At 49.0% G+C, this 14,597-nt stretch carries 17 protein-coding genes; 14 read left to right on the top strand and 3 right to left on the bottom strand.

Annotated features, from left to right (window positions below; all coding sequences use genetic code 11):
* Positions 1-51 precede the first annotated feature (51 nt).
* Together U0008_RS17385 and yacL are read left to right on the top strand one after the other, a co-directional pair.
* On the top strand, positions 52-705 hold the full coding sequence (locus tag U0008_RS17385) for a tellurite resistance TerB family protein (protein WP_043495365.1): 654 nt from the start codon (positions 52-54) through the stop codon (positions 703-705).
* Positions 706-901: 196 nt separating this feature from the next.
* The gene (gene yacL, locus U0008_RS17380; RefSeq protein ID WP_043495363.1) at positions 902-1,267 is read left to right on the top strand and encodes a protein YacL; all 366 of its coding nucleotides are present in this window, start codon (positions 902-904) and stop codon (positions 1,265-1,267) included.
* Positions 1,268-1,353: 86 nt separating this feature from the next.
* On the opposite strand, the gene U0008_RS17375 is transcribed toward yacL, so the two are convergent.
* The gene (locus tag U0008_RS17375) at positions 1,354-1,701 is read right to left on the bottom strand and encodes a YacC family pilotin-like protein (RefSeq protein ID WP_025800331.1); all 348 of its coding nucleotides are present in this window, start codon (positions 1,699-1,701) and stop codon (positions 1,354-1,356) included.
* Between the two features lie 263 nt (positions 1,702-1,964).
* On the opposite strand from U0008_RS17375, the gene cueO reads away from it, so the two are divergent.
* The 3 genes from cueO to hpt all read left to right on the top strand — a co-directional run bounded on the left by cueO (position 1,965) and on the right by hpt (position 5,054).
* A complete protein-coding gene (gene cueO, locus U0008_RS17370) occupies positions 1,965-3,587 on the top strand; it encodes a multicopper oxidase CueO (protein ID WP_043495361.1) in 1,623 nt (540 codons plus the stop codon).
* Positions 3,588-3,691: 104 nt separating this feature from the next.
* Positions 3,692-4,297, top strand: coding sequence for a nitroreductase family protein (locus tag U0008_RS17365; RefSeq protein ID WP_043495359.1), 606 nt, complete (start codon positions 3,692-3,694; stop codon positions 4,295-4,297).
* A gap of 220 nt (positions 4,298-4,517) precedes the next feature.
* Positions 4,518-5,054 (top strand): hypoxanthine phosphoribosyltransferase, encoded by a 537-nt coding sequence (hpt, locus tag U0008_RS17360; RefSeq protein ID WP_025800295.1) that lies wholly within the window; start codon positions 4,518-4,520, stop codon positions 5,052-5,054.
* A 59-nt stretch (positions 5,055-5,113) separates the two neighbouring features.
* On the opposite strand, the gene U0008_RS17355 is transcribed toward hpt, so the two are convergent.
* Positions 5,114-5,419, bottom strand: coding sequence for a YmdA family protein (locus U0008_RS17355; RefSeq protein WP_043495358.1), 306 nt, complete (start codon positions 5,417-5,419; stop codon positions 5,114-5,116).
* 420 nt (positions 5,420-5,839) lie between these two features.
* Here U0008_RS17355 and U0008_RS17350 point away from each other — a divergent pair, with 420 nt between their 5' ends.
* On the top strand, positions 5,840-6,208 hold the full coding sequence (locus tag U0008_RS17350) for a DNA-binding protein (RefSeq protein ID WP_043495357.1): 369 nt from the start codon (positions 5,840-5,842) through the stop codon (positions 6,206-6,208).
* 89 nt (positions 6,209-6,297) lie between these two features.
* Here U0008_RS17350 and can read toward each other — a convergent pair whose 3' ends face one another.
* Complete coding sequence (gene can / locus U0008_RS17345) at positions 6,298-6,948, bottom strand: carbonate dehydratase (RefSeq protein ID WP_025800292.1); 651 nt, start codon at positions 6,946-6,948, stop codon at positions 6,298-6,300.
* A gap of 353 nt (positions 6,949-7,301) precedes the next feature.
* On the opposite strand from can, the gene U0008_RS17340 reads away from it, so the two are divergent.
* The 8 genes from U0008_RS17340 to agaV all read left to right on the top strand — a co-directional run bounded on the left by U0008_RS17340 (position 7,302) and on the right by agaV (position 14,592).
* A complete protein-coding gene (locus U0008_RS17340) occupies positions 7,302-8,249 on the top strand; it encodes an ABC transporter ATP-binding protein (protein WP_025800291.1) in 948 nt (315 codons plus the stop codon).
* Positions 8,246-9,016 carry an ABC transporter permease gene (locus tag U0008_RS17335; RefSeq protein WP_025800290.1) on the top strand — a complete coding sequence of 257 codons (771 nt, stop codon included), beginning with the start codon at positions 8,246-8,248 and terminating at the stop codon, positions 9,014-9,016. Before U0008_RS17340 ends, U0008_RS17335 begins: the two co-directional genes overlap by 4 nt.
* A 241-nt stretch (positions 9,017-9,257) precedes the next feature.
* Positions 9,258-9,710 (top strand): PTS sugar transporter subunit IIA, encoded by a 453-nt coding sequence (locus U0008_RS17330; RefSeq protein WP_043495355.1) that lies wholly within the window; start codon positions 9,258-9,260, stop codon positions 9,708-9,710.
* A gap of 129 nt (positions 9,711-9,839) precedes the next feature.
* Entirely contained in the window at positions 9,840-10,304 is a 465-nt protein-coding gene (locus tag U0008_RS17325; protein ID WP_025800288.1) for a YehS family protein, read from the top strand.
* 480 nt (positions 10,305-10,784) lie between these two features.
* Positions 10,785-11,558: a transcriptional repressor AgaR gene (agaR, locus tag U0008_RS17320; RefSeq protein ID WP_043495353.1), complete on the top strand. Its 774-nt coding sequence runs from the start codon at positions 10,785-10,787 to the stop codon at positions 11,556-11,558.
* Positions 11,559-11,600: 42 nt separating this feature from the next.
* Complete coding sequence (locus tag U0008_RS17315; protein ID WP_043495351.1) at positions 11,601-12,917, top strand: D-tagatose-bisphosphate aldolase, class II, non-catalytic subunit; 1,317 nt, start codon at positions 11,601-11,603, stop codon at positions 12,915-12,917.
* Positions 12,914-14,092, top strand: coding sequence for an SIS domain-containing protein (locus tag U0008_RS17310; RefSeq protein WP_043495350.1), 1,179 nt, complete (start codon positions 12,914-12,916; stop codon positions 14,090-14,092). The genes U0008_RS17315 and U0008_RS17310 overlap by 4 nt, the downstream gene beginning before the upstream one ends.
* A 17-nt stretch (positions 14,093-14,109) precedes the next feature.
* Complete coding sequence (gene agaV, locus U0008_RS17305; protein WP_025800284.1) at positions 14,110-14,592, top strand: PTS N-acetylgalactosamine transporter subunit IIB; 483 nt, start codon at positions 14,110-14,112, stop codon at positions 14,590-14,592.
* Positions 14,593-14,597: the final 5 nt, after the last annotated feature.

Here is a 14,597-nt window from a genome sequence, read left to right as displayed (position 1 = left end):
TCCGTAATCTGCATGCAATAACATCAATAAATTGCGCCTATGGGGTGTGTTATGAAAAACAGTTGGATGCAGCAGATTCAATCTATGCTCGGTGATAAAACTAAATCGATCGGCGGGTCTGAAGGGTTTGGTAAATTATTAGCTCCGGCCGCGTTAGGTGGCTTAGTTGGTGTGCTCTTAGGCAATAAATCCACCCGTAAAATGGCGGGTAAGTTCGGCAAAAATGCGCTGATTATCGGTGGTTCTGCCGCGGTAGGTGCGGTGTTGTGGAATAAATATAAACAACGAGTCAAAGAGACGCATCAGGACGAACCCCAGTTTGGCATGCGCACGTCGCCGATTGATACACGAACCAAGCGCCTGATTCAGGCAATCGTGTTTGCGGCAAAAAGCGATGGGCACGTTGACGATGCTGAGCGTCAGGCCATTGACAATAGCCTGCACGAACTCGGTCTTGGCGCTGAAGCAGAGCATTGGGTGCAAGAGGCATTGGCACAACCGTTAAATCCAGCGCTGCTAGCGCAAGATATTAAGAATGAAGACGAGGCGCTTGAGGTCTATTACCTCAGCTGTGTGGTGATCGACATCGATCACTTTATGGAGCGTAGCTATCTGGATGCGTTGGCGCAGGCTCTGAAAATCCCCGCCGATGTGAAGCAAGGAATTGAGCACGATATCAGCGAGAAGAAACGCGAGCTGGCTTGACCCTCGACGCTATTTTTGCTGATATACCGCGCCGGTTTTCCAGTGAAAATCGGGCAGATAACGCGCAACGGAGGCCAAGGCCTCCGTTTTATTTTTCCAGTTTGCGAGCCTTGACAGTGCAGCTACGCGATGGATGTTTACACTATAAGTAGGTCATCCCCAGAAAAAATAGGGGAAAGTCGCGGAGGGCTGAACGATGGATTATGAATTTCGCCATGATGTAACGGGGCAGGTTGTCGCCGTATTTTCGATGGGGCACGAGGTCATTGGGCACTGGCTAAACGAGGAGGTTAAAGGCGATTTGGCTTTGCTGACTCAGGTGGAGCAGGCCGCGGCTGAGGTGAAAGGCAGCGAACGCCAGTGGCAGTTAACCGGGCATGAATACACGCTGTGGTTAGACGGTGAAGAAGTGATGGTTCGCGCTAATCAGATGGCGGTGGAAGGTGATGAAATGGAAGAGGGGATGAGTTACTACGATGAAGAAAGCCTCTCATTCTGTGGCTTAGAAGATTTTTTACTGGCGCTAGAGAAATATCGCGCTTTTATCGTTTCGACACGTTAGTTCAGTTGAGACGCTGAGTTTATCTTTCACTGATATATTAAACGGCAGATAAGCTCTGCCGTTTAAATGGCTGCTATGGGGATAGATTAGTTAGCGTAAGCGAGCAGGCTCAGAGAATCTCGGGCGAGATACTTGCATTTCGTTGCGGTTGGCATCGAAATTCGGCTGAGATCGTGATAGCTATCTTCACCCAACGCTTTCATTTTCTTGGTGTTATAGTTGGATAAATCCCATCCGTTACGATTGGCAAAAAAGACGATCGCTTTTTTGATTTGCGCATTGGGCAAATCGTTATAACCACAGTCATTTTTTAGAAATACGAAGATAGCGGTGAGATCGGCTAAATCTTCGGATTGCATATCATCAAGAGCCTGGCTGGCAGAGGTAAAACTCAGCAAACCTAAAAGCAAAAGCACCAGCGAGGTTTTTTTCATAAACAGATGCACATTATGTAGTTGTAGCTTGACGGTATCATATTTCAGCCCTGTTTCTACAGTGTTTCTTGCTCATTTCATCAATCAATTTTTGGAACCTACTTTCCATTAAATCAAGTGCTAGCTTGACTTTCCCCTTACTGGAAGGTCTACCCTAAAATGGCAATAGTTAACTGCAGCTAAACATTTCGTAGCTTCACGTATGAAGCTAAACACGTCTAAGTTTAACCGAGTCTACTCACTGACGCACAAGGGAATCTGACATGCTTCGCCGCGACTTTATCAAACTGACTGCCATGCTGGGTGCATCTAGCGCCTTACCTTTATGGAGCCGTGCTGCTTTTGCCGCCGAGCATCCTACATTACCGATCCCTGCGCTACTCACGCCAGATGCCGCAGGAAAAATAGCGCTGAATGTACAAACCGGTAGCATGAAATGGAAGGCGGGGATGCAAACCCCAACGTGGGGCATTAATGGCCCGCTGTTAGGGCCTGCCATGCGTTTGCAGCGAGGTAAGGACGTCGCGATTAATGTTACTAACGCACTGCCAGAGGCAACCACCATGCATTGGCACGGCATGGAAATTCCGGGCACGTCTGACGGTGGCCCGCAGGCGGTGATTGAGCCTGGCAAAATGTGGACGGCTGAAATTAAAGTGGATCAACCCGCAACAACCGCATGGTTCCACCCGCATACGCATGGTTTAACCGGACGTCAGGTAGCGATGGGGCTAGGCGGTCTGATTATTATTGATGATGAGGAAAGCACCAAGCTGCCATTGCCCAAAGAGTGGGGCGTTGATGATGTGCCGGTGATCCTGCAAGACAAGCGCCTTGATGCCAAAGGCCATATTGATTACCAGCTCGATATCATTACGGCGGCGGTAGGATGGTTTGGCGATATGATGCTGACCAACGGCACAGTATACCCTCAGCACCTCGCGCCGCGTGGATGGTTGCGACTGCGGTTCCTCAACGGATGTAATGCGCGTTCATTAAATCTGGCGACCAGCGACGGACGCCCTTTGTATGTGGTGGGCAGCGATGGTGGATTGCTGGGCGAGCCGGTTAAATTGACGGAACTGCCGATCCTGATGGGTGAGCGTTTTGAGGTTTTAGTGGATACTCGCGACGGTAAGGCGTTCGATATTATCACGTTGCCGGTCAAACAAATGGGGATGACGCTGCCGCCGTTCGATCGCGCTCTGCCTGTTTTGCATATTCAGCCTACGCTGAAGAGTAACGAAGCAAAATTGCCTGATGCTTTAGTCAATATGCCTGCTGTTCCCGCCGCGGATAATGTGAAAACGCGTTGGTTACAGCTGATGATGGATCCACAACTCGACATGATGGGCATGCAAATGATGATGCAGCGCTATGGCATGGCGTCGATGGCAGGCATGGATATGAAAGGTCACGGTAATATGGCCGGTATGGATCACGGTCAGATGCAGGGGCAAATGACTCATGGTCAGATGGGCCATGGGAAAATGCATCATGGCGGCATGGAGCAGGATAACCAAATGTCTGCGGGTTATGACTTCATGCACGGCAACAAAATCAACGGTATTGCGTTTGATATGGCCAAACCGATGTTTGATGTGAAACGTGGCACCTACGAGAAATGGACCATTTCCGGTGAAGGCGACATGATGCTGCATCCATTCCATATCCATGGCACGCAGTTCCGTATCCTTTCTGAAAACGGTAAACCGCCAGCGGCTCATCGTAGTGGCTGGAAAGATACGGTACGTGTTGAAGGATGGCGAAGCGAAGTTTTGGTGAAATTCGATCACGAAGCACCGAAAGAACGCGCGTACATGGCGCATTGTCATCTGCTCGAGCATGAAGATACGGGAATGATGATGTCGTTTACGGTGAGCTGAGCTTATTAAGCGTAAAAATCTAACAGCCTCAAAGCATCACTAGACAACTGGTCTAATTTAATGACAATGGTTTGGTGAAAGTAATAATGAGGACGGAACTGAAAATGAATGCTATCGAAGTGATCCAACAGCGTCGTGCGACTAAGCAGTTTGATGCTGGTTATGTCATGACTTTGGACGAAAAAAAAGAGCTGCTGAATATTGCGCTGCAAAATGCGCCAAGTGCGTTTAATCTGCAACATTGGCGTCCATTGCTGATTGAAGACCGCGCCCAGCGTGAGAAAATTCGTGAAGCGGCATGGGGCCAAGCTCAGGTTACCGATGCGTCGATGCTGGTCGTGCTGTGCGGCGATCTCTCTAGCTGGGAATCTCAGGTAAAAAATATTTGGGCAGAAGCCGCCGAGCCTGTGCAGCAATATATGGTGCCTGCCGTGGATAGCTACTATCGTGGCAAAGCGCAGACCCAACGTGACGAAATTATGCGCAGCGCGGGTATCTTTGCCCAAACGCTGATGCTGGCTGCTAAGGCGCATGGATACGACTCCTGCCCTATGGATGGTTTTGATTTTGACGCCGTTGGGAAAATCATCAATAAGCCAGAACACTATGAAATTTGCCTGATGATCGCGATCGGAAAAGGCGTGAGCCAACCGTATCCACGTATCGGCAAGTTGCCGTTTGAGCAAATTGTTAAAACCGACCGTTTTTAATTTCTTAGCAAAATTATTTATGTAGGTGATGAGAAGAGCGCTGCCCATGACGGCGCTCTATTACCTTGCTATACTCTGCGCCCTTAAACGCTCCACTCCTCCTCTCATCATTAAAAACTGTCAGCATGAATGCGGCAACTCGGTGCATTTTGGCGCTATGATGAAGGGTTGGTAGAGGTGAAAGAACGATTTACAGGACTCGGTCTAAAGGTATATAGCGATGAAACATACAGTTGAAGTAATGATCTCTGAACAGGAAGTGCGTCAGCGTATTGCTGAACTAGGCCGTCAGATTTCAGCAGATTACCGTGATAGCGGCAGCGAGATGGTTCTGGTTGGTTTGCTACGTGGTTCCTTTATGTTTATGGCTGATCTTTGCCGCCAGATTGATGTTCCGCATGAAGTCGATTTCATGACCGCGTCTAGCTATGGCAACGGTATGAATAGCACCCGTGACGTTAAAATCCTGAAAGATTTGGATGAGGATATTCGCGGAAAAGACGTATTGATCGTTGAAGACATTATTGATTCAGGTAATACCCTGAGCAAAGTGCGTGAGTTATTTGCCCTGCGTGGCCCTAAATCTTTGGCTATTTGTACTTTATTAGACAAACCAAGCCGCCGCGAAGTTGATGTTCCAGTTGAATATGTTGGCTTCGCTATTCCTGACGAATTCGTGGTTGGATTCGGCATTGACTACGCTCAGCGTTATCGTCACCTGCCTTATATCGGCAAGGTGGTCATGTTAGACGAATAAGTTAGCTTGTTGATACAAAAAAACGCCGTCATTGTTGACGGCGTTTTTGTTTAGACTATTTAATAATAGTTAATGGTAAGAAGCTTTAAATTCTTCTCTTCATCCACTGGCTCAATTTGAGTCCAGCCAAGATTCTCAGGCAAAAATACTTTTCCATTCGATTCATTAATTGTCGTGGTCTGTCTGAACACTTTTCCATTTCTGTAACAGCTTGCCTGAAGCGATGACTGTATTTGGCTGATATTACAATCGCTATCAACTATGCTGCCAATAAAATGGATGACTCCATCAACTGCACTGGCATAGGCTGAGAGCATTAGCGTAATAGCGGTTGTTAAAAAAAGAAATGAACGATATAGGCTCATAATTACCTCAAATAGTGTTTATTGAGTATTTAGCCTTCCATTGCGTGGTGAGTTAATTTATTCATTAACTAAATAACACAACTAAAAACATAAGCTATCTTTCGATTTTTATCCTTCCTATGGATGTTGTTTTTTTGTTGCGTTGTGGAAGCGTAATCTAGCAATAATAAGCGTTAGTTAAAAGTGATTTAAGTTTAAATTACAATATAAAATAAAACTTTAGATGTTCATCCGTTAATTGATCTGGGTGGTGAATATTTTGTTTTTATTAATTGCTTGTTTCTATGGTTAAATTTAATAGTTAATTTTCTATAAAACATTCTTAAATTATCAATTTTAAGAAATGGTGTTATTACTAATTCCCGTTACAGCAATTTCTATTAATGTGGATACCGAGTATCCCTTGGGAAGGAAGTGATTATGGAATCAGAATGGTTTACGGCGAAACAACTCACCGAGATAGCGCCTTTGCCCACAACGTCGCAGGGATTGCATTCGCATGCGAGAAAATCGGAATGGATAAGGCGTAAGCGCGATGGGAAAACGATTGAATACCATATCGATAGCCTGCCTGAAGAGGTTAAAGAGGTGCTGCATTTACATCAGGTAAACGAGACGAGGGCGTTTTATCGACTCAAGTCGAATGATGAAAGCATTGGGACACAGCTATGGGACGATGTGTGTGGAAAAATACCGTTGCTGCAACGCGAAAAGCTCGTTGAGCTGGCATTATTAGAAGGGGTTAATGCGTTGTTTTTTCGTTTGGCATCATCATTAGCGTTGCGCTAGAGATGACGACAGCGTTTATTGGAAAGGAAACACAACCGCTGTTATCACATTAAGAACGTCAGCGGTTGTGTTGTCACGCAAGTGTCTAATTAGCCTTGTTGCAGCAGGGTAGACATGGCGTTGCGATAACGCAGTTCGAGGGTTTCACGGCTCGTGGTGGTGATATCCAGATCGCGCAGGCGGCCATCTTTCAGACCATAAACCCATCCGTGGATCATCACTTTTTGCCCACGTTTCCATGCTGATTGCATGATGGTGGAATGACCGAGGTTATAGACCTGCTCAACCACGTTCAGTTCGCACAGGGTATCCAAGCGTTTTTCTGGCGGGAGTTCACCCAGCAGCGAGCTGTGTTTGTACCATAGGTCGCGAATGTGCAGCAGCCAGTTGTTGATCAGCCCAAGCTCAGGATTTTCGACCGCAGCCTCAATCCCGCCGCAGCCCAAGTGGCCACAGATAATAATATGCTCAACCTGTAATACGTCGACGGCATATTGAACAACCGACAGGCAATTCAAATCGGTATGGATAACCAGATTGGCAACATTACGGTGAACAAAGAGTTCGCCAGCTTCCAGCCCTGTTAACTGTTCAGCCGGTACACGGCTATCAGAACAACCAATCCATAGAAAGCGCGGACGTTGTGATTGAGCAAGACGACCAAAAAATTCTGGGTCTTCTTGGCTCACGGTATCCGACCATGCATGGTTATTCGCAATAAGTTTTTCGATTTCTTTCATTGAGGTTAATCGTCTGTAACATGCGGTTTGCGATGGTTAATATAGGCTAATCGTCACAGTTTTGAAATCGGAACAGTGCCTTCAGCAAAAAATGGCATAGAAAATAACGGCGTTATTCCTTGAAAAAATTACCATCCGTTAACATTAAGTTATGCAAATGTTCCTCAAAAAGTATATTAGCATCAGGTGCCTATAAGCCGTAAATACGGTAGCTAATACTGTTATGGCTATGTAAAATAGACACTCTTCGGTCAACGTTCACATCCCGATTATTGACGGTTTCTGCTTATTACTGTTTGGGAACCGTTCCAAAAAAAGCCTGATAGCTCAGGCGCAAAGGTACGCTAATCATAATGACAAACGCACTGGAACTTTCCCAGCTCACCAAAACGTATGCGGGTGGCGTGCAGGCGCTGCGCGGTATTGATTTACAGGTTGAGGCTGGCGATTTCTATGCCCTGCTTGGGCCAAATGGCGCAGGGAAATCGACCACCATCGGCATTATTAGCTCCTTGGTGAATAAATCCTCCGGTAAGGTCAACGTGTTCGGTTATGACATCGACCGTGACATCGTTAACGCTAAACGCCAGTTGGGTTTGGTGCCGCAGGAGTTCAACTTCAACCCGTTTGAAACGGTGATGCAGATAGTTGTTCATCAGGCAGGCTATTACGGCGTCACGCACTCAGAAGCCTTGGTTCGTGCGGAGAAATACCTCAAGCAGTTGGATCTTTGGGGAAAACGTGACGAGCGGGCTCGTATGCTTTCTGGCGGCATGAAACGCCGTTTGATGATCGCCCGTGCGCTGATGCATGAGCCAAAACTACTGATTCTTGATGAACCGACCGCGGGTGTCGATATTGAACTGCGTCGTTCAATGTGGGGATTCTTGAAAGAGCTTAATGCTCAAGGAACCACCATTATTCTGACCACGCACTATCTGGAAGAAGCTGAGATGCTGTGCCGCAACATCGGCATTATCCAGAACGGTGAGCTGGTCGAAAACACCTCGATGAAAGAGCTGCTTTCAAAGCTGAAATCTGAAACCTTCATTTTGGATTTGGCGGCGAAAAGCCCACTACCGAAGCTTGATGGTTATAAGCACCACCTGCGTGATACCTCAACGCTGGAGGTTGAAGTGCTGCGTGAGCAAGGTTTGAATGGCGTATTCAGCCAGCTAAGCGCACAGGGAATTCAGGTATTGAGCATGCGTAACAAAGCTAACCGTTTGGAAGAGCTGTTCGTGACCTTAGTCCACGACCATGATGAAAAACCGCGTGTGAATACGGAGAAAAAGGCATGAACGCACTCTATTGGGTCGCGCTGAAAAGTATCTGGACCAAAGAAGTTCATCGTTTTGCCCGAATTTGGATCCAAACGTTGGTGCCTCCGGTTATCACCATGACGCTGTACTTCATCATTTTCGGCAATCTGATCGGTTCTCGCATCGGCGAAATGCATGGTTTTGATTACATGCAGTTTATCGTGCCGGGTCTTATCATGATGTCGGTGATTACGAACTCCTATGCCAACGTGGCGTCGTCGTTTTTCAGCGCGAAGTTTCAGCGCAACATTGAAGAGCTTCTGGTTGCGCCAGTGCCAACGCACGTGATCATCGCCGGTTTCGTCGGCGGCGGCGTGGCTCGTGGCGTCTGCGTGGGGATTCTGGTGACGCTGGTTTCATTATTCTTCGTGCCATTCCATGTTCACAGCTGGGGCATTGTGGCGGCAACGCTGCTGTGTACTGCCATCCTGTTCTCGCTAGGCGGGCTGCTGAACGCCGTATTCGCTAAAACCTTTGACGATATCAGCTTGGTGCCAACTTTTGTGCTGACGCCATTGACCTATCTGGGCGGCGTATTCTATTCGCTGACCCTGCTGCCTCCTGTCTGGCAGGCGATATCTAAGCTGAATCCTATCGTCTATATGATCAGCGGCTTCCGCTTTGGGTTCCTAGGCATTAACGATGTGCCGCTTATCTTTACCTTCGTGGTACTGCTGGCATTTATCGTGGTGTTCTACCTGTTGGCGTGGTACCTCATTGAGCGTGGGCGCGGTCTGCGTTCCTAATCGCCCCAAGCCTCCGTGAAAACGGGGGCTTTTTTGTTTTAAATAGCATCATTTCTGCCTTATCTCACACTCCTGCATCGTCATTGATTATGTTTGCTGCGGTGAACGTCATTTCCTGATAAACCCTAATACTTATGAGACTAATCTGAGAGTCTGCTCCTAAAAGCCAGCAGCAGATTTTATTATTTATTATGGCGACGAACGGCAGGATGCCGTATCAAGCAGCAAGGGGAGAACGCGCATGTTAGGGATTGTCTTAGCAGGACATACTGGCTTTGCCAGTGGTACGCTAAAATCACTCAAGCATTTGCTGGGGGCGCTGCCAGAGCAATGTATCAGCGTGGAATACACTGATTGGCTGAGCACCAATATGCTTAGCCGAATGATGTGCGATGCGCTGCACGCCGCAGACAGCGGTGATGGTGTCGTCTTTATTACCGATATTTTAGGCGCGGCGCCGTTTCGCAGCGCAGCGTTGATGAGCCATAAGCATTCTAAATGCGAAGTGGTGGTGGGAATTAGCTTAGGTGCGATGATTCAGCTGTTCCCTCAGCGTGGGGCTCTCACCGCTTCTGAGTTCCGCGACCATGCGTTAGAGCTAACACGTGGGCAAGCGACCAGTTTGTGGCACGAACAAAACCGCCATCCAACGGTAATGGTGCGTAGTTCGGAGGCCTGTAACATCGAGAATTAGAAGCCAAAAGCGTGGGAATAGAGCCTTCAATGCAAACGGATGACGATTTCTTCAACGTGAAGCACAGAATATCTCTATAATGCGCCCTGACGCTTTTTGCGAACTAAAATCGAGAGGATGTACCCGGTAATGATGAATAATGATGTTTTACGCAGCGTTCGCTACATGCTGAATCTGAATAATGAGAAAATGATCAGCATCTTAGCTCTGGCCGACACCAAGGTGACGCTGGAAGAAATGGCGAGCTTCGTAACCAAAGAAGGCGAAGAAGGTTTTAAGGTTTGCCCTGACGTCGTAATGGGATATTTCCTGAATGGCCTGATCTTCTTCAAACGTGGCAAAGACGAAAAGTATCCTGCGCCAAAAGTTGAACGCCGTATCACCAACAACATTATTCTGAAAAAGCTGCGCGTGGCATTTGAGCTGAAATCCGTGGATATTATTGAGATCTTAAAATCTCAGGATTTCGCGATTACCGAATCCGAGCTGAGCGCTATTTTCCGCGCCGACGGCCACAAACATTATCGTGAATGTGGTGACCAACTGCTGCGTTACTTCCTGAAAGGTTTAGCTGCACGCGTGCGTAAAGGCTAATTCTAACGGCGTTAAAAAAACCGCTCACGGTTCTGCCGTTGTAGCGGTTTTTTTATTTCTCGCCGCGTTAAAACTGCCATCTGTATTTCGGTATTACCTGCCTAACAGCCACCATATCCATAGCTAAAATCAGACAGCAAAGTCGCGTCAGATTTATTGCTAACTTTTTAAAATGTGATCACTGTCACTTCACTAAATAAAATCTTAACCCTTCACTTCAAAAGAACCTGCTTTCGTTTTTTAACGGGTATTTTCTCTGTGAGAAGCGCTAGAGAGCTATTCAACTCACAAATTTCCCCCTTCGTTGTTTCGTTGTCTGGCTTTCACTGTATTTTACATCGAAAGGTTTTTTGGCCTATTTTGCCCAAAAAGTAGGCTGTAACCGCGATCACAATTTCACTTCACTGCCTTTGCTGTAATGCATTCGAAAGAGAGCGAAAGCTTCTTGATTCAAACACCACACTCCAAGGAGTCATGGATATGACGTTAGATACCGTAAAACGCCGCGAACAGATTATTGACCTGTTGTGCCACGAGGGCAGCGTGCGCGTTGAACCTCTTAGCGCGCGGTTTGGGGTATCGAGCGTCACCATCCGTAACGACCTGCGTTATCTGGAACAAAAAGGCTGTGCGCTGCGCTCTTACGGCGGCGCCATGCTTAATCAGCAATTCGCGTTTGATCGGCCTTTGCAAGACAAAGGGCGCATGAATCGCGACGTTAAATCGCGTATCGCTGCCAAAGCGGCGGAGTACGTGAAAGACGGCGATACGCTGATTTTAGATTCTGGATCGACCACAACGCAGATTACGCCGCACCTCAAGGGGCGACGCGATCTGGTTGTCATGACCAACGCGCTGAACATCGCCTATGAACTGGCGGGGTTTGAACGGATTGAAGTGATGGTGCTGGGCGGAAGCGTTCGTCAGAACTCCTATTCGCTCTATGGTCCGGCTGCAGAACAGCAATTGCGTCAACATCGCTTTGATACCTTATTTCTGGGCGTCGATGGGTTTGACCTGGAAGCAGGAATAACCACGCCACATACCGGCGAAGCTCACCTCAACCGCGTGATGTGCGAGGTGGCACATGAAATTATCGCCGTGGTGGACTCCAGCAAATTTGGCCGCAAAAGCTTCTGCATGATCCGTGAGGCCGGTCAGATCCACCGGCTGATCACAGATAGCCGGATCCCCGACAACTACAAGCGGGCATTAACAGAACTCGGCGTAGAAGTGATTATTGCCGACGACTGATCGACATTCTTGATCGATTAAATATGCCTGCATGGAGACATCATGCAGCCTTTATTACAGCTTATCCGTCGCCACAAATCGGGCGAGGCGGTGGGGATCTATTCGGTCTGTTCCGCGCATCCGTGGGTATTAGAAAGTGCCTTACTGCTGGCGAAAGCCCGCCACAGCGCGGTCTTGATTGAAGCAACCTCAAATCAGGTTAACCAGTTTGGTGGCTATACCGGTATGACTCCCGCGCAGTTCCGTGATGCGGTTTGGGCACAGGCCGACCGCGTTGGGTTATCGCGCGAACGGGTGTGGTTAGGCGGCGATCATCTCGGGCCCAATGCTTGGCAGGAGCGCAGCGCTGATGAAGCCATGCAGCTCGCGGAAACGCTGATTCATGATTACGTGAGCGCCGGTTTTCGCAAGATCCATCTCGATTGTTCTATGTCATGCCTCGGCGATCCTGTTCCTTTGGGGGATATGGAAGTTGCCGCACGTGCGGCTCGCCTTTGTGCAGTGGCAGAAAATGCATGGCAGCAGGTGGGTGGTGAACGTCCTGTGTATGTGATTGGCACCGAAGTTCCGGTTCCCGGCGGTGCTCAAGAAGATATGGACGGCATGCAGGTGACCACGCCGCAGGCCGCGGCGGCGACGCTGGATATTCACCAAAAAGCATGGTGCAAGGCTGGATTGGACAGCGTGTGGGAAAGAGTGATTGCGCTAGTCGTACAGCCGGGCGTCGAGTTTGATCACCACAGCGTGGTGCATTACCAGCCGGAAAAAGCACAGGCGCTGAGCCAGTTTATCGAAAGCCAGCCGCATATGATTTATGAAGCTCATTCCACCGACTACCAAACGCCGCATGCCTATCGCGAGCTGGTGCGCGATCACTTTGCGATCTTAAAAGTTGGCCCAGCCTTAACCTTTGCGTTACGTGAAGCCCTGTTTGCTCTCGATCGTATCGATCGTGAATGGAACGGTGAGCTTAAAGCGGCACATCTACGTGACACGCTGGAGCAGGTGATGCGCGAGCAGCCGCAGCAGTGGAATCGCTATTACCACGGTTCTCCACACCAACAATTTATCGATCGCCAATACAGCCTCAGCGACCGCGTTCGCTACTACTGGCCTCATCCTCAGGTACAACAGGCCGTTGATTTACTGATGAATAATCTGCGCAGTCATCCGGTTCCGATGGCGCTGCTCAGCCAGTATCTCCCCGAACAGGCACAGGCGTTGAACGCCGGAACGCTGGGTCAAGATCCACAGCAGTGGGTTCTAGACAAAATACAGCGTGTACTTTTGAGCTACGCCGAAGCCTGCGAACCCAAGGCTGAAACTATCCAATCTCAGGCGCAAGGAGCCTTAGCATGAGTGAGCTGTTTTCCTATTCTGAAGCATGGCTGCATGAGCACCATGCGCTACATACCGCGCGTGAAATCGATCAGCAGCCACGCCTGTGGCGACAGCTTCACGATGAGTTGAGCGAGAGTCAGGGATATTGGAAGCCGTTTTTGCAGCCGCTATTGGCCGATCCTACTCTGCAAATTGTGTTATGCGGTGCGGGTTCTTCTGCGTTTGTGGGACGTGCGCTGGCTCCTTGGCTGCGCGAGCAATGTGGTTTGGACGTAGTGGCCTATGGCACCACCGATATTGTACCTTCGCCGCTGCAATATCTGGACCCTGAACGGCCTACGTTGCTGGTGTCCTACGGACGCTCAGGCAATAGCCCTGAAAGCGTCGCGGCCGTGCGCTTAGCCGATCAGATATTGCCGCATTGCCACCATTTAATGCTGACCTGCAACCCCGATGGGGCACTGGCGCGCTACGCAGAAGGGCGACGCAATGTCTGCTCGCTGATTATGCCGCAGGGTTCGCACGATCAAAGTTTTGCCATGACCTCCAGCTTTAGCTGCATGACGCTGGCTACCGTTCTGCTGCTAGGGCCGTTAACGCTAGCGCAGAGCGCACCGTCGTTACAACAGATGACCGCGCTGTGCAGTCGTGAACAACAGCATTGGCAACAGCAGGTAAAAGCGCTGGCGAACAGCGGATTTAAGCGCGCGATGGTCTTAGGCGGACGCTGTTTTACCGGTATCGCCGAGGAAGCCGCGCTGAAGATGCTCGAACTCACCGCCGGACGGATTGCCACACGCTATGACTCATCAATGGGCGTGCGCCATGGGCCGAAATTCATGGTGGATGGCGACACGCTGGTGCTGCTGATGATGTCTTCCGAGGCTTATTGCCACCGCTATGACGCTGATTTACTGCGTGAACTGCGCCATGATGATCTGGCTAAGCAGATCGTAGCGCTGAGCGGTACGCCGGGAGATTTCCATACCGTACTCGATAGCGATCTGGATGATATCTGGCTGCTATTTCCTTATCTGATGTATTTGCAGATGTTGGCGTTTGAAACGTCTTTGGCACTGGGCATGACGCCAGATAATCCATGCCCGACAGGGGAAGTCAACCGCGTGGTGAAAGGGGTGGAAATCTATCCGTTTACCGCAGTTCGTTCCATCAACACTCATTTAGCAAAATAACAAGTCAGGAGTGGAGCATGTCGACCCCGAATATTTTAATGACCCGCATTGATAACCGATTAGTTCACGGACAGGTAGGTGTGACGTGGACAAATACGCTAGGGGCTAATTTGGTTTTGGTTGCCAATGACGCCGCAGCAGCCGATCCGGTACAGCAAAACCTGATGGATATGGTGGTGGCGGAAGGCGTTCAAACCCGCTATTTCACGCTGGAGAAAACCATCGACGTGATTCATAAAGCGGCCGATCGGCAGAAAATTTTCATCGTATGCAAAACCCCACAGGATGTCCTCACGTTGGTGAAAGGCGGAGTGCCAATCAACTTCGTCAACGTTGGCAATATGCACTTTGCCGAGGGAAAACGGCAGATCCACAAAACCGTATCCGTGAATGACAGCGATACGGCGGCGTTTCGCGAACTGGAGAGACTGGGTATCACCTGTGAAGTTCGGCGCGTGCCGGATGAGTCCGGTGAATCCATTGCCAAACTCTTAGCATAACCGGA

The organism is Hafnia alvei (assembly GCF_034424155.1).
Classification (GTDB): Bacteria; Pseudomonadota; Gammaproteobacteria; order Enterobacterales; family Enterobacteriaceae; genus Hafnia; species Hafnia alvei.
The sequence above is the reverse complement of the archived record's forward strand: the minus strand, read 5'-3'. Positions and strand labels throughout refer to the sequence as shown.